Source organism: Arenimonas soli (assembly GCF_014643775.1).
Classification (GTDB): domain Bacteria; phylum Pseudomonadota; class Gammaproteobacteria; order Xanthomonadales; family Xanthomonadaceae; genus Arenimonas; species Arenimonas soli.
Window position 1 is genome coordinate 1 of record NZ_BMKC01000005.1, and the last position, 15,797, is coordinate 15,797.

Annotated in this window: 13 protein-coding genes and 1 tRNA gene; all 14 read right to left on the reverse strand. The window is 65.3% G+C overall.

All coding sequences use genetic code 11. The annotated features are described in order from the left end of the window. The coding region (locus IEX13_RS14015) for a GTP-binding protein (RefSeq protein WP_188665275.1) at window positions 1-104 on the reverse strand (104 nt) is incomplete at its 3' end. Window positions 105-158: 54 nt separating this feature from the next. Continuing rightward, the gene (gene fusA / locus IEX13_RS14020) at window positions 159-2,255 is read right to left on the reverse strand and encodes an elongation factor G (protein WP_188665801.1); all 2,097 of its coding nucleotides are present in this window, start codon (window positions 2,253-2,255) and stop codon (window positions 159-161) included. A 69-nt stretch (window positions 2,256-2,324) separates the two neighbouring features. After that, window positions 2,325-2,792: a 30S ribosomal protein S7 gene (rpsG, locus tag IEX13_RS14025; RefSeq protein WP_188665804.1), complete on the reverse strand. Its 468-nt coding sequence runs from the start codon at window positions 2,790-2,792 to the stop codon at window positions 2,325-2,327. Between the two features lie 57 nt (window positions 2,793-2,849). Beyond that, window positions 2,850-3,155, reverse strand: coding sequence for a 30S ribosomal protein S12 (gene rpsL, locus IEX13_RS14030; RefSeq protein ID WP_188665807.1), 306 nt, complete (start codon window positions 3,153-3,155; stop codon window positions 2,850-2,852). 207 nt (window positions 3,156-3,362) lie between these two features. Continuing rightward, window positions 3,363-7,571, reverse strand: coding sequence for a DNA-directed RNA polymerase subunit beta' (gene rpoC / locus IEX13_RS14035; protein WP_188665810.1), 4,209 nt, complete (start codon window positions 7,569-7,571; stop codon window positions 3,363-3,365). 25 nt (window positions 7,572-7,596) lie between these two features. Beyond that, window positions 7,597-11,748, reverse strand: a complete 4,152-nt coding sequence (rpoB, locus tag IEX13_RS14040; RefSeq protein WP_188665813.1) for a DNA-directed RNA polymerase subunit beta — start codon at window positions 11,746-11,748, stop codon at window positions 7,597-7,599. A gap of 231 nt (window positions 11,749-11,979) precedes the next feature. Beyond that, complete coding sequence (gene rplL, locus IEX13_RS14045) at window positions 11,980-12,348, reverse strand: 50S ribosomal protein L7/L12 (protein WP_188665816.1); 369 nt, start codon at window positions 12,346-12,348, stop codon at window positions 11,980-11,982. 59 nt (window positions 12,349-12,407) lie between these two features. Continuing rightward, on the reverse strand, window positions 12,408-12,935 hold the full coding sequence (rplJ, locus tag IEX13_RS14050) for a 50S ribosomal protein L10 (protein WP_188665819.1): 528 nt from the start codon (window positions 12,933-12,935) through the stop codon (window positions 12,408-12,410). Between the two features lie 336 nt (window positions 12,936-13,271). Beyond that, window positions 13,272-13,976: a 50S ribosomal protein L1 gene (gene rplA / locus IEX13_RS14055; protein ID WP_188665822.1), complete on the reverse strand. Its 705-nt coding sequence runs from the start codon at window positions 13,974-13,976 to the stop codon at window positions 13,272-13,274. A 3-nt stretch (window positions 13,977-13,979) separates the two neighbouring features. Then, window positions 13,980-14,408 (reverse strand): 50S ribosomal protein L11, encoded by a 429-nt coding sequence (gene rplK, locus IEX13_RS14060; protein ID WP_188665825.1) that lies wholly within the window; start codon window positions 14,406-14,408, stop codon window positions 13,980-13,982. Between the two features lie 105 nt (window positions 14,409-14,513). Next, window positions 14,514-15,074, reverse strand: a complete 561-nt coding sequence (gene nusG, locus IEX13_RS14065) for a transcription termination/antitermination protein NusG (protein WP_188665828.1) — start codon at window positions 15,072-15,074, stop codon at window positions 14,514-14,516. Window positions 15,075-15,086: 12 nt separating this feature from the next. Continuing rightward, on the reverse strand, window positions 15,087-15,467 hold the full coding sequence (gene secE / locus IEX13_RS14070) for a preprotein translocase subunit SecE (RefSeq protein ID WP_188665830.1): 381 nt from the start codon (window positions 15,465-15,467) through the stop codon (window positions 15,087-15,089). Window positions 15,468-15,531: 64 nt separating this feature from the next. Continuing rightward, window positions 15,532-15,607, reverse strand: a tRNA-Trp gene (locus IEX13_RS14075). A gap of 87 nt (window positions 15,608-15,694) precedes the next feature. Next, a partial coding sequence (locus tag IEX13_RS14080) for an EF-Tu C-terminal domain-related protein (protein WP_484463087.1) occupies window positions 15,695-15,797 on the reverse strand: 103 nt, incomplete at its 5' end.

Consider the following 15,797-nt stretch of genomic DNA (forward strand, 5'->3'; position numbering starts at 1 on the left):
ACCTTCGTCAGCGCCGCCGTCAGCGTCGTCTTGCCGTGGTCAACGTGACCGATGGTGCCCACGTTCACGTGGGGCTTGGTGCGCTCAAACTTACCCTTGGACATTTTCTGTCGCCTCTAATCTGGAAACTGGATACTGGATGCGGAGTGCTAGCTGGATCAGGACTTCTTGACGACCTGCTCGGCGATGTTGGCCGGAGCCTCGGCGTAGTGGTCGAATTCCATCGTGAAGGTGGCGCGACCCTGGGTCATGGAACGCATCGAGGTGGCGTAGCCGAACATTTCGCCCAGCGGCACCATCGCGTTGATGACCTTGCCCGACGGGGTGTCGTCCGAGCCCTGCAGGATGCCGCGACGACGACTCAGGTCGCCCATCACGTCGCCCATGTAGTCCTCGGGGGTGACGACCTCGACCTTCATGATCGGCTCGAGCAGCACCGGGTTGGCCTTCTGGAAGCCTTCCTTGAAGGCCATCGAGCCGGCGACCTTGAACGCCATTTCGTTGGAGTCGACGTCATGGAAGGAACCGTCCACGGCGCGGATCTTGATGTCCACCACCGGGAAGCCGGCCATGATGCCGTTCTTCATGGCTTCTTCGATGCCCTTGCCGGACGCGGTGACGTATTCCTTGGGAACCACGCCGCCGACGATGGCGTTCTCGAACGAGAAGCCGACGCCACGTTCCTGCGGCTCCATCTCGATGACGATGTGGCCGTACTGGCCGCGACCACCGGACTGGCGCACGAACTTGCCTTCCTGCTTGACCGCCTTGCGGATGGTCTCGCGGTAGGCGACCTGCGGCTTGCCGACGTTGGCTTCGACGTTGAACTCGCGCTTCATGCGGTCAACGATGATGTCCAGGTGCAGCTCGCCCATGCCCGAGATGATGGTCTGGCCGGACTCTTCGTCGGTGCGCACGCGGAAGGACGGATCCTCCTGCGCCAGGCGACCGAGCGCGATGCCCATCTTTTCCTGGTCGGACTTGGTCTTGGGTTCGACGGCCATCGAGATGACCGGCTCCGGGAAGGTCATGCGCTCGAGCACGATCGGGTTGTCCTGGGCGCACAGGGTGTCACCGGTGGTGACGTCCTTGAGGCCCACGGCCGCGGCGATGTCGCCCGCCAGCACTTCCTTGATTTCGTCGCGCTGGTTGGAGTGCATCTGCAGCAGGCGGCCGATGCGCTCCTTCTTGCCCTTGACCGAGTTGAACACCTGGTCGCCGGCGTTGAGCGTGCCGGAGTACACGCGGAAGAAGGTCAGCGAGCCCACGAACGGGTCGGTCATGATCTTGAACGCCAGCGCCGAGAACGGCGCCTTGTCGTTCGACTCGCGGGTCAGTTCCTTGGTCTCGTCGTCCACGTCCACGCCGCGCACCGACGGCACGTCGACCGGCGACGGCAGCAGCGCGATGACGCCGTCGAGCATGGCCTGCACGCCCTTGTTCTTGAAGGCGCTGCCGCAGTACATCGGGACGATCTCGGTGCTCAGGGTGCGCACGCGCAGGCCCTCGAGGATGTCGGCTTCGGACAGCTCGCCGCTCTCGAGGTACTTCTCCATCAGCTCTTCGCTGGCCTCGGCGGCCGACTCGACCATGTAGGCGCGCGATTCGTTGCACTTCTCGACCAGGTCGGCCGGGATGTCGCGGTATTCGAAGTTCAGGCCCTGGCTGGCGACGTCCCAGTGGATCGCCTTCATCTTGACCAGGTCGACCACGCCCTCGAAGCCCTCTTCGGCGCCGATCGGCACCTGCATCGGCACCGGGGCGGCGCCCAGGCGGGCCTTGAGCTGGTCGCGGACCTTGAAGAAGTTGGCGCCGGTGCGGTCCATCTTGTTCACGAACGCGATGCGCGGCACGCGGTACTTGTTGGCCTGGCGCCAGACGGTCTCGGACTGCGGCTGCACGCCGCCCACGGCGCACAGCACGAAGACCGCGCCGTCGAGCACGCGCAGCGAACGTTCGACTTCGATGGTGAAGTCAACGTGCCCCGGGGTGTCGATGATGTTGAAGCGGTGTTCCGGGAAGGTCTTGTCCATGCCCTGCCAGAACGCGGTGGTCGCGGCCGACTGGATCGTGATGCCACGCTCCTGCTCCTGCTCCATCCAGTCCATCGTCGCGGCGCCGTCGTGGACTTCGCCGATCTTGTGGCTCTTGCCGGTGTAGAACAGGATGCGTTCGGACGTGGTGGTCTTGCCGGCATCGATGTGGGCCATGATGCCGAAGTTGCGGTAGCGCTCGATGGGAGTAGTGCGTGCCACGGGAATTCCTTAGTTGGATAGCCGCCCGGCGCATGGCGCCAGGGCGGCGTGGTCTCGGACCGGCAGGGGTTACCAGCGGTAGTGCGAGAAGGCCTTGTTGGCTTCGGCCATGCGGTGCGTTTCTTCGCGCTTCTTCACGGCGCCACCGCGGCTTTCACTGGCTTCGAGCAGTTCGGCGGCCAGCTTGCGCGGCATGGTGTTCTCGCCGCGCTTGCGCGCCGACTCGATCACCCAACGCATCGCCAGCGCCGTGCGGCGCGAGGTCCGCACTTCGACCGGCACCTGGTAGGTCGCACCACCGACGCGGCGGGACTTGACCTCGACCGCCGGGGCGACGTTGGCCAGGGCCTTCTCGACCAGGCCAAGGGCGTCGGAGTTCTTTTCGCCGATGACGTCCATGGCGCCGTAGACGATCTTCTCGGCGATCGACTTCTTGCCGGACTTCATGACCATGTTGATGAAGCGCGCGATGACTTCGCTTCCGTGCTTCGGATCCGGGAGGATCGAACGGGTACCGGGAGAACCTTTACGGGACATGATGCTTGCCTAATATTCTGGTGTTCGGGTGGCGAACGCTGCGGATGGACCGCGCGATCAGGACTTCGGACGCTTGGCGCCGTACTTCGAACGCGCCTGGCGACGCTTGGCGACACCGGCGGCGTCGAGCGAGCCGCGCACGGTGTGGTAGCGCACGCCGGGCAGGTCCTTGACGGCCTTCGCCGCCGATGTACGAAACACCTTGGCCACCTTGCGGAGGGCCGAGTTGGGCTTCTTCGGGGTCGTGGTGTACACGCGGGTGCACACGCCACGACGCTGCGGGCAGTTGGCCAGCGCCGGGGAGGCGCTCTTGTAGGTATTGGGCTGGCGCGGCTTGCGCACGAGCTGGTTGATCGTCGCCATTCGTTCGGGATCCTGGATGAAAAGCAAGGCGGGCCGGAAACCGGCCCACCGAGAAGCGGAAGTTTACTTCGCGTTAAACACGCCTGTCAACGAGCGACAGGTCGCGTCATTCGGGTTTCCATCGTCCTTGAACCGGACACGAGGGGACGTCCTGTCCCCTCTTTCCGGATGTGGGCGAGCCATCGGCGGGCTCGCCAGCGCACTAGGTCAGCCGTCTGAACCGGCTTCTTCGGTAGTCTCATTGGCCGGAGATACGGCCCGCAAGGTCTCCAGATCGGAATCGGACAATTCGGGGGTGGCGGCGAGGCGTCGCTTGTTGTGGTACGCCAGGCCGGTACCCGCCGGGATAAGGCGGCCGACGATAACGTTTTCCTTCAGGCCCCGCAAGCTGTCGCGGGTGCCGCGCACGGCCGCCTCGGTCAGCACGCGGGTGGTTTCCTGGAAGGACGCCGCCGAGATGAACGACTCGGTCGCCAGCGAGGCCTTGGTGATGCCCAGCAGGACCGGGTCGTAGCGCGCCGGCAGCTCGTTCTTGGTCAATGCCTTGGCATTGTCCTCGACGACCCGGATGCGCTCGGCCTGTTCGCCCGCCATGAAGCGGCTGTCGCCGGCGTCGGTGATCTCGACCTTGCGCAGCATCTGGCGAATGATCGTTTCGATGTGCTTGTCGTTGATCTTCACGCCCTGCAGCCGGTAGACGTCCTGGATTTCCTTGACCAGGTAGGCCGCCAGCGGCTCGACGCCGAGCAGGCGCAGGATGTCCTGCGGGTTCGGCTCGCCGTCCACCACGGTTTCGCCCTTGGCGATGTGCTCGCCTTCGTAGACGATGACCTGGCGGTACTTCGGGATGAGCTCTTCGTGCTCGTTGCCCTCGGCGTCCTTGATGATCAGGCGCTGCTTGCCCTTGGTGTCCTTGCCGAAGCTGATGATGCCGGACACTTCCGCCAGCACGGCCGGATCCTTGGGCTTGCGGGCCTCGAACAGGTCGGCCACGCGCGGCAGGCCACCGGTGATGTCGCGGGTCTTGGACGCTTCCTGCGGCACCTTGGTCACCACGTCACCCACGCCGACGGCGGCGCCGTCCTGCAGGTTGACGACCGAGCGCGGCGGCAGCAGGTACTGCGCCGGCAGGTCGGTGCCCGGGATGTTGAGGTCGTTGCCCTTGGCGTCGAGGATGCGCACGATCGGGCGCAGGTCCTTGCCGGCCGAGCCGCGGCGCTTGGGATCGGTGATCTCGCGCGAAGCCAGGCCGGTCAGGTCGTCGGTCTTCTCGATGACGGTGACGCCGTCGACGAAGTCCACGAAGCGCACGTAACCCGCCACTTCCGACACGATCGGGTGGTTATGCGGGTCCCAGTTGGCCACGGTCTTGCCAGCCTTGACCTCGTCGCCGTCCTTGACGTTGATGACCGAGCCGTACGGGAGCTTGTAGCGCTCGCGTTCGCGGCCGTGGTTGTCCAGGACCGACAGTTCGCCCGAGCGGGACACCGCGACCAGGTGGCCGTTGGCGTGCTGCACGTGCTTGAGGTTGTTGAACTTGATCGAACCGGTGGTCTTGACCGTGATGTTGTCCACGGCGGCCGCACGCGAAGCCGCGCCGCCGATGTGGAAGGTACGCATGGTCAGCTGGGTGCCGGGTTCGCCGATCGACTGGGCCGCGACGACGCCGACGGCCTCGCCGAGGTTGACGATGTGGCCACGGGCCAGGTCGCGGCCGTAGCAGTGGGCGCAGATGCCGAAGGTGCTGTCGCAGGTGATCGCGGAGCGCACCTTGATCGACTGCACGCCGGCGGCCTCCAGGCGGTCAACCCAGGCTTCGTCGAGCAGCGTGTTGCGGGTGACGATCGGATCCTCGTCGTTGCCCGGCAGGTACACGTCGTCGGCCACGATGCGGCCCAGCACGCGGTCGCGCAGCGGCTCGACCACGTCGCCGCCTTCGACGATCGGGGTCATGGTGAGGCCGTTGCTGGTGCCGCAATCGGGCTCGGTGACCACCACGTCCTGGGCCACGTCGACCAGGCGACGGGTCAGGTAACCGGAGTTGGCGGTCTTGAGCGCGGTATCGGCCAGGCCCTTGCGCGCGCCGTGGGTCGAGATGAAGTACTGAAGCACGTTCAGGCCTTCGCGGAAGTTCGCGGTGATCGGCGTCTCGATGATCGAGCCATCGGGACGGGCCATCAGGCCGCGCATGCCCGCCAGCTGGCGGATCTGCGCCTGCGAACCACGGGCGCCGGAGTCGGCCATGATGTAGACCGAGTTCATCGACTTCTGGTCGATGGTCTCGCCCTTGGCGTTGGTCACCTTCTCGGTGCCGATCGCTTCCATCATGGCCTTGGCCACGCGCTCGTTGGTGCGCGACCAGATGTCGACGACCTTGTTGTAGCGTTCGCCGGCGGTCACCAGGCCGCTCTGGTACTGCTCCTGGATCTCGAGGACCTCGGATTCGGCCTCGCCCAGGATGCCCTTCTTCTCGTCCGGGATGATCATGTCGTCGATGCCGATCGACACGCCCGCCTTGGTGGCGAAGGAGAAGCCGGTGTACATCAGCTTGTCGGCGAAGATCACCGTGTGCTTCAGGCCCAGCATGCGGTAGCACGAGTTGATCAGGCGGCTGATGGCCTTCTTGTTCAGCTCGGTGTTGGCCAGCGCGAACGGCAGGCCGTCGGGCAGGATCTCGGCCAGCAGGGCGCGGCCGATGGTGGTCTCGACGATGGACGACTTCATGGCGCGGTCGCCGTTTTCGTCGATCTCCTCGCGCTTGAGGCGCACCTTCACCTTGGCGTGCAGCTCGACGACGCGGTTGTCGTAGGCGCGCTTCACCTCGGCGACGTTGGCGAACACCATGCCCTCGCCCTTCTTGTTCTCCAGCGCGCGGGTCATGTAGTACAGGCCCAGGACGACGTCCTGGGTCGGCACGATGATCGGCTCGCCGTTGGCCGGGGAAAGGATGTTGTTCGACGACATCATCAGGGCGCGGGCTTCCAGCTGGGCCTCGAGGCTCAGCGGGACGTGCACGGCCATCTGGTCGCCGTCGAAGTCGGCGTTGAACGCGGTGCAGACCAGCGGGTGCAGCTGGATGGCCTTGCCCTCGATCAGCACCGGCTCGAACGCCTGGATGCCCAGGCGATGCAGGGTCGGGGCGCGGTTGAGCATGACCGGGTGTTCGCGGATCACCTCTTCCAGGATGTCCCAGACCTCGGCGGATTCGCGCTCGACCAACTTCTTGGCGGCCTTGATGGTCGTGGCCAGGCCACGACGCTGCAGCTTGGCGAAGATGAAGGGCTTGAACAGTTCAAGCGCCATCTTCTTGGGCAGGCCGCACTCGTGCAGGCGCAGGGTCGGGCCGACCACGATGACCGAACGGCCGGAGTAGTCGACGCGCTTGCCCAGCAGGTTCTGGCGGAAGCGGCCCTGCTTGCCCTTGATCATGTCGGCCAGCGACTTGAGCGGGCGCTTGTTGGTGCCGGTGATGGCGCGGCCGCGGCGGCCGTTGTCCATCAGGGCGTCAACCGATTCCTGCAGCATGCGCTTCTCGTTGCGCACGATGATGTCGGGTGCGTTGAGCTCGAGCAGGCGCTTGAGGCGGTTGTTGCGGTTGATGACGCGGCGGTAGAGGTCGTTGAGGTCGGAGGTCGCGAAGCGGCCACCGTCCAGCGGCACCAGCGGACGCAGGTCCGGCGGCAGCACCGGCAGCACCGTCATCACCATCCACTCGGGGCGGTTGCCCGACTCGAGGAAGGCTTCCATCAGCTTGATGCGCTTGGTGAGGCGCTTGAGCTTGGTTTCGGAATTGGTGGCGGCGATCTCTTCCTTCAGGCGCAGCAGCTCGGAGTTGAGGTCGATCGTGCGCAGCAGGTGGTACACGGCCTCGGCACCCATCAGGGCATCGAAGTCGTCACCGTGCTCCTGGCGCGCGGTCAGGAAGGCCTCTTCATTGAGCAGCTGGCCGCGCTCGAGCGTGGTCAGGCCCGGTTCGATGACCACGTAGGCCTCGAAGTACAGGATGCGCTCGATGTCACGCAGGGTCATGTCCAGCATCAGGCCGATGCGCGAGGGCAGCGACTTGAGGAACCAGATGTGCGCGGTCGGGCTGGCCAGCTCGATGTGGCCCATGCGCTCGCGACGGACTTTGGCCAGGGTGACCTCGGTGCCGCACTTTTCGCAGACCACGCCGCGGTGCTTCATGCGCTTGTACTTGCCGCACAGGCACTCGTAGTCCTTGATCGGACCGAAGATGGCGGCGCAGAACAGGCCGTCGCGTTCGGGCTTGAACGTGCGGTAGTTGATGGTTTCCGGCTTCTTGACCTCGCCGAAGGACCAGCTGCGGATCAGGTCCGGCGAAGCCAGGCCGATCTTGATGCCGTCGAAATCCAGCGACTGACGCTGCTGGTTGAACAGATTAAGTAGATCTTTCATTTGATTCTCCTGTTCCAGCGCCGGATCACTGTTCTTCCAGTTCAATGTTGATGGCGAGGGAGCGAATCTCCTTCACCAGCACATTGAACGATTCCGGCATGCCGGCCGTCATTTCATGCTCGCCATCGACGATGTTCTTGTACATCTGGTTGCGGCCCTGCACGTCGTCGGACTTCACCGTCAGCATTTCCTGCAGGGTGTAGGCCGCGCCGTAGGCTTCCAGCGCCCAGACTTCCATTTCACCGAAGCGCTGGCCGCCGAACTGCGCCTTGCCGCCCAGCGGCTGCTGGGTGACGAGCGAGTACGGGCCAGTCGAACGGGCGTGCATCTTGTCGTCGACCAGATGGTTGAGCTTGAGCATGTGCATGTAGCCGACGGTGACCGGGCGATCGAACGCCTCGCCGGTGCGGCCGTCGTGGAGGATGGTCTGGCCCGATTCGGGCAGGTCCGCCAGCGTCAGCATCGACTTGATCTCGGCTTCGGTCGCGCCGTCGAACACCGGGGTGGCCATCGGCACGCCGTCGACCAGGTTGCGGGCCATGCCCAGCAGTTCGGCGTCGCTGAACTGCGAGAGCTCGACGCGCTCGGCGGCGATCTTCTTGTCGTGGTTGTAGATCTGGTCGAGGAACTTGCGCAGGTCCGCGACCTTCTCCTGGGCCTCGAGCATGCGCTGGATCTTCTGGCCCAGGCCCTTGGCGGCCCAGCCCAGGTGGACTTCCAGCACCTGGCCGATGTTCATTCGGCTCGGCACGCCCAGCGGGTTGAGCACGATGTCCACGGTCTGGCCGTCGGCCATGTAGGGCATGTCCTGCACCGGCACGATGGTGGAAACGACGCCCTTGTTGCCGTGTCGGCCGGCCATCTTGTCGCCCGGCTGGATGCGGCGCTTCACGGCCAGGAAGACCTTGACCATCTTGAGCACGCCCGGCGCGAGGTCGTCGCCCTGGGTGATCTTGCCGCGCTTGTCCTGGAACCGCTTCTCGAATTCCTTCTCGTGTTCCTCGACCTGGCGCTGGGCGCGTTCGATCAGCTCGACCGCGTCCTCGTCCTTCATGCGGATCGCGAACCAGTCGTCCTTCTTCAGGCCGTCGAGGTACTCGCCGGTGATGGCGGTGCCTTTCTTGAGGCCGTCCGGGCCGCCGTTGGCGACCTTGCCGATCAGCTGCGCGCGCAGGCGGGCGTAGATGGCGCCCTCGAGGATGCGGAACTGGTCGTCGAAGTCCTTCTTGACGCGCTTGATCTCGGATTCCTCGATCTGGCGCGCACGCTTGTCCTTCTCGATGCCGTCGCGGGTGAAGACCTGCACGTCGATGACGGTGCCGTCCATGCCCGGGGGCACGCGCAGCGAGCTGTCCTTAACGTCGGAAGCCTTTTCGCCGAAGATCGCGCGAAGCAGCTTCTCTTCCGGGGTCAGCTGGCTTTCGCCCTTGGGCGTGACCTTGCCGACCATGATGTCGCCGGCGCGCACCTCGGCGCCGATGTACACCACGCCCGACTCGTCCAGGCGGCCCAGGGCCTGCTCGGACACGTTCGGGATGTCGGCGGTGATTTCCTCCGGCCCCAGCTTGGTGTCGCGGGCGACGCAGGTCAGCTCCTCGATGTGGATCGTGGTGTAACGATCCTCCTCGACCACGCGCTCGGAGAGCAGGATCGAGTCCTCGAAGTTGTAGCCGTTCCACGGCATGAACGCGACCAGCATGTTCTGGCCCAGGGCCAGTTCGCCGATGTCGGTGGACGGGCCGTCGGCCAGCACGTCGCCGCGCGCGACCCGGTCACCGACGTTCACCAGCGGACGCTGGTTGATGCAGGTGTTCTGGTTCGAGCGGGTGTACTTGACCAGCGTGTAGATGTCGACGCCGGCGTCGTTGCCCTGGATCTCGTCCTCGTTGGCGCGCACCACGATGCGGCCGGCATCGACCTGGTCGATGACGCCGCCGCGCACGGCGTTGACGGTGACGCCCGAGTCACGCGCCACGGCGCGTTCGATGCCCGTGCCGACAAGCGGCTTCTGGGCACGCAGGGTCGGGACGGCCTGGCGCTGCATGTTCGCACCCATCAGGGCGCGGTTGGCGTCGTCGTGCTCGATGAACGGAACCAGCGCGGCCGCGACCGACACCGACTGCATCGGCGAGACGTCCATGTACTGGATTTCACTCGGCGGCTTGAGCAGGGTCTCGGCCTGGAAGCGGCAGGGCACGAACGGGGCCTGGAAGCTGCCGTCCTTGTTCAGTTCGGCGTTGGCCTGGGCGATCGCGTACTCGTGCTCTTCGATGGCCGACAGGAATTCGACCTGGTCGGTCACCTTGCCGTCCACGACCTTGCGGTACGGGGTCTCGAGGAAGCCGTACTTGTTCGAACGCGCGTACACGGCCAGCGAGTTGATCAGGCCGATGTTCGGGCCTTCCGGGGTTTCGATGGTGCAGACGCGGCCGTAATGGGTCGGGTGCACGTCGCGCACTTCGAAGCCGGCGCGCTCGCGGGTCAGGCCGCCCGGGCCAAGGGCCGACACGCGGCGCTTGTGGGTGACTTCCGAGAGCGGGTTGTTCTGGTCCATGAACTGCGACAGCTGCGAGGAGCCGAAGAACTCCTTGATCGCGGCGGCCACCGGCTTGGCGTTGATCAGGTCCTGCGGCGTCAGGCCGTCGGACTCGGCCAGCGACAGGCGTTCCTTGACGGCGCGCTCGACGCGCACCAGGCCGACGCGGAAGACGTTCTCGGCCATTTCGCCGACCGAACGCACGCGGCGGTTGCCCAGGTGGTCGATGTCGTCGACGGTGCCGCGGCCGTTGCGGATCTCGGTGAGGGTCTTGATGACCTCGAGGATGTCCGACGTGCCGCCGAGCTCGGCGACCAGCGACTTGGCCATCTCGTCGTTGCGCTCGCCGAAGTACTTGGAGTCGTACAGCACCGAGGCGCCGGTGGTTTCCTTGCGGCCGACGCGGCGGTTGAACTTCATGCGGCCGACGCCGGAGAGGTCGTAGCGCTCGAAGGTGAAGAACAGGTTGTAGAACAGGTTCTGCGCTGCGTCCTTCGTGGGCGGCTCGCCCGGGCGCATCATGCGGTAGATCTCGACCAGGGCCTCGAGCTGGGTCTTGGTCGGGTCGATGCGCAGGGTGTTGGAGATGTACGGGCCGCGGTCGAGGTCGTTCACCCACAGGGTGCCGATGGTGTCGATGCCGGCCTTGCGCAGCTTCTCGACGTTGGCCTCGTTGAGCTCTTCGTTGGCCACGGCCAGCACTTCGCCCGACGTGGTGTCGATGACGTCGTGCGACAGGATGCGGCCGTAGAGGTATTCATCGGGCACGGCCAGGGTGTCGACCTTGGCCTGCTCGAGCTGCTTGACGTGGCGCGCGGTGATGCGCTTGCCGGCCTCGACGATAACCTTGCCGCCGACGATCAGGTCGAAGTTCAGGGTTTCGCCGCGCAGGCGTTCGGCGACCAGCTCCAGCTCCACGCCGTCCTTCTTGGCGATGTGGAAGGTGTTGATCTCGAAGAACTGCTCGAGCATTTCTTCGTTGTTGTAGCCCAGGGCGCGCAGCAGGATCGTGACCGGCAGCTTGCGGCGGCGGTCGATGCGGGTGAACACGGCGTCCTTGGGGTCGAACTCGAAGTCCAGCCAGGAGCCGCGGTAGGGAATGATGCGGGCCGAGTACAGCAGCTTGCCCGAGCTGTGGGTCTTGCCGCGGTCGTGGTCGAAGAACACGCCCGGCGAACGGTGCAGCTGCGAGACGATGACGCGCTCGGTGCCGTTGACGATGAAGGTGCCGTTGTCGGTCATCAGGGGCAGCTCGCCCATGTAGACCTCCTGCTCCTTGACGTACTTGATCGCCTTGGTCGAGGACTCGCGGTCATAGATGACCAGGCGCACGGTCACGCGCAGCGGGGCGCCGTAGGTCAGGCCGCGGTTGCGGCACTCGCGCTCGTCGAACGGGGGTTCGCCAAGCTTGTAGCTGACGTACTCCAGGGCGGCATTGCCGGAGTAGCTGCTGATCGGGAACACCGACTTGAGGGCGGCGTGCAGGCCGCGCTCCTCGCGCTTGTCGCCGCTGGCGCCCTCCTGGAGGAACTCGCGGTACGAGTCCATCTGGATGGCCAGCAGGTAAGGCACCTCAAGGACCTGCCGGCGCTTGCCGAAGTCCTTGCGGATTCGCTTCTTTTCGGTGAAGGAGTACGTCATGGTGTGCTACCGCCTCGGGTATCTGTGGCCTGCGCGTCCGCGGGCCGGGGGGAACTTCAAACTGACAGTGGGAAGTCGCTGGTATTGCCGGCACCAGCACGCCTTCTCCCGCTACTTCCGACTGTCAACTCGCGTTTTTTTCGCGGCCGTTCCAGGAACGGCCAAAGGCCGGGGGCTTTCGCCCCCAGCCTCAGGTGGTCGCCGATGTAGCGCGGCGACGCAATGAAGCGCTTACTTGAGCTCGACCGTGGCGCCGGCCGCCTCGAGGTCCTTCTTGAACTTCTCGGCTTCGTCCTTGGACGCGCCTTCCTTGACGACGCCAGTGGCCTCGACGAGGTCCTTGGCTTCCTTCAGGCCCAGGCCGGTGATGGCGCGGACGGCCTTGATGACCTCGACCTTCTTGTCGCCGGCGGCCTTCAGGATGACGTTGAACTCGGTCTGCTCTTCGGCAGCGGCGGCCGGGCCGGCCGCGGCAGCGACGGCAACCGGGGCGGCGGCGGAGACGCCGAACTTCTCTTCGATGGCCTTGACCAGCTCCATCACTTCCATCAGGGACTTGGCCGCGATGGCCTCGACGATCTGCTCGTTGGAAAGGGACATTGTGTTTACCTCTGGAAAATTGTTACTGGATGGTTTGGTTTGTCGACGAAAGGCGTCGCTCAGGCGGTTTCGGCCTGGGCCTCGGCCGGAGCCTCGGCGCCGCCGTCCTTCTCGCCCACGGCCTTGACGGCACGGGCAAACATGGACGCGGGCTCGGCCAGGACGCGGGCAAGCATGCCCAGGGCCTGTTCGAGCGTCGGCAGCGAAGCCAGGACTTCCACGTGGCTGGCCGGATACAGCTGGCCACCGACGGAAACGACCTTCGCCTGCAGCTTGTCGTTGCCCTTGGCGAACTCCTTGATCAGGCGGCCGGCAGCGCCGGGCTCCTCGGTCGAGAACGCGTAAAGCAGCGGGCCCACCAGCGCGTCCTTGACGCACTCGTAGTCCGTGCCTTCGACGGCGCGTGCAGCCAGCGTGTTCTTGACTACCTTGAGGTAGACGCCGGTTTCACGAGCCTTCTTGCGCATCTCGGTCATCTTCTCGACCGTGATGCCCGCGTACTCAGCCGCGATCAGGGAGTGCGCCTTGGCGGCGACTTCTGCAAGCTCGGCGACAACTACTTGCTTTTGGGACAGATTGAGAGCCATTGCACTCCTCCAATTGGACTCCACCCGCGGCTCCAGCCGCCGGTGGTCTTGGGCGGCGCCGTTCCTTCGGCGCCGGGGACGCGGGTGCGTCCCGGTGGTGGCCTTTCCAGATTTCTCCAGGAGGCGGCACCATCTACGCAGGCCCGGCTTCATTGGAAGCGCGGATTAAGCGGACCCGCTTGTGGCGACGGCGATTCCTTGCCTTTCGTGCATCCCTGCCCGACGTCGTCACGCGCTGACCGCACCTGCGGTCTTTGATGGCTCCGCCGCGAACGCGATCGCGGCGGTGCCTTCAAAACTTTCCGCCCGGGTCGCGACCCGGACGGCTTGAACCGGTTACTTGGCGACCGACAGGCTGGCCTGGTCGATGACCACGCCCACGCCCATCGTCGAGCTGAGCGAAACCTTCTGCAGGTACTGGCCCTTGGCGGCGGCCGGCTTGGCCTTCACCAGGTCGCCCAGCAGGGCGTTGAGGTTGGTCTTGAGCGCTTCGGCGTCAAAATCAGCCTTGCCGATGGTGCAGTGGATGATGCCGGCCTTGTCGGTGCGGTAACGCACCTGGCCCGCCTTGGCGTTGCGCACGGCGCCCGCGGCGTCCGGCGAAACGGTGCCGACCTTGGGGTTGGGCATCAGGCCGCGCGGGCCCAGCACCTGGCCGAGCTTGCCGACCACGCGCATGGCGTCCGGGGTCGCGATGACCACGTCGTAGTTGATGTCGCCGGCCAGCATCTTTTCGGCCAGGTCGTCCATGCCAACCACGTCGGCGCCCGCGGCCAGGGCCTCGTCGGCCTTGGCGCCGGGCGGGCAGAACACCGCCACGCGCACGGACTTGCCGGTGCCGGCCGGCAGCACGGTGGAACCGCGCACCTGCTGGTCGGACTTCTTGGCATCCACGCCGAGGCGCACGGACACGTCCACGGACTCGACGAACTTGGTCTTCGAGTTGGACTGGATGAGCTTGAGGGCTTCGTCGATCGAGTACGGCTTGCCGGCCACGACCTGGGACTGAAGAGCCTTGTAACGCTTGGAAATCTTAGCCATGTCTTAGCCCTCCACCACGAGACCCATGCTGCGGGCGCTACCGGCAATGGTGCGCACCGCGGCGTCGAGCGAAGCAGCCGTGAGATCGGCTTCCTTCGCCTTGACGATATCTTCGAGCTGCTTGCGCGTGACCTTGCCCACCTTTTCGGTGTTCGGGCGCTTGGAGCCCGAGGTCAGGCCGGCGGCCTTCTTGAGCAGCACGGTGGCCGGGGTGCTCTTGGTGATGAAGGTGAAGGTGCGGTCCGAGTACGCGGTGATGATCACCGGGGTCGGCAGGCCGGGCTCGAGCTTGGAGGTGGCGGCGTTGAACGCCTTGCAGAACTCCATGATGTTCAGGCCGCGCTGACCCAGCGCAGGACCGACGGGCGGCGAGGGGTTGGCCTGGCCGGCCTTCACCTGCAGCTTGATGTAACCAACTACTTTCTTAGCCATTGTCTTTTCTCCGGGTGCAAGCGCCTGTTGTCAGGCTCCCCATCGTGCCGGGTGGGGTTCGTGCCCCGGCTTCACGTTGTCGCGATTGCTTTAGCTTCTTGCGCGTCAGGCCTTTTCGACCTGGCCGAACTCCAGCTCCACCGGGGTGGACCGGCCGAAGATCGACACCGCCACGCGCAGGCGGCTCTTTTCGTAATTGACTTCCTCGACCACGCCGTTGAAGTCGTTGAACGGGCCTTCCGTGACCCGGACCATCTCGCCCGGCTCGAACAGCACCTTGGGCTTGGGCTTGTCGACGCCGTCTTGGACCCGGCGAAGGATGACGTCCGCCTCGTGGTCCTGGATCGGCAGCGGGCGCTCGGCGGTGCCGCCGATGAAACCCATGACCTTCGGGGTTTCCTTGATCAGGTGCCAGGACTCGTCGTCGATGCGCGGGATGCCGGCGTCGTCGGTGGTCTCGATCTGCACGAGCACGTAGCCCGGGAAGAACTTGCGCTCGGACTTGCGCTTCTGGCCGCCACGCATCTCGACCACTTCCTCGGTCGGGACCAGCACCTGGCCGAACTTGTCCTGCATTTCGGCGCGCGCGATGCGCGAATCAAGCGCGCGCTGCACCTGGTGCTCGAAGCCCGAATAGGCGTGGACGACATACCAACGCTTGGCCACGTATATAACTCCTTATTGACCCAGCAAAAGGCGGATCAGCCACGAAATCACCATATCGAAGCCCGAAAGAATGAGGGCAACGATGACAACCACCACCAAAACCATGCCGGTGGTGCGGGTGGTCTCCTGCCGCGTCGGCCAGACCACCTTGCGAAGCTCGAACATGGACTCGGAGATGAACTCCCGCGCCTCATGCCCCTTGGCCGTGAAGGCCATGATGGCAACCGCCCCCGCGACGCCGGCCGCGATCACCAGGCCGCGCAGCGGACCCGGCCACTGGCCGAAGTAATAGAAGGCGTAAAAACTGGCGACCAGGACTGCGGCGGCCAGGACGTACTTGGCGACGTCGGCGGGACTTGCCGCCTGCTGGGATTGTTCGACCTTCGTGTTCATTCGACTCTTGCCCGGCCGGAGCCGGTTGGTGGCGGTGGCCCCCGGGGGGACCGCTGCCTGCGGGTGGCGCGCCAGGTAGGACTCGAACCTACAACCTGCGGTTTTGGAGACCGCTGCTCTGCCAGTTGAGCTACTGACGCAATGGCATCTCTAAACGGGCGATGGCGGACCGCTTCCGGCCCGCCATTCCCGATACCCGACCGGCCAGAGCCGGCCGGGCAATGGGCTTACTTGATGATCTTTGCAACCACGCCGGCGCCGACGGTGCGGCCGCCTTCGCGGATGGCGAAACGCAGGCCTTCGTCCATCGCGATCGGGGCGATCAGGGTG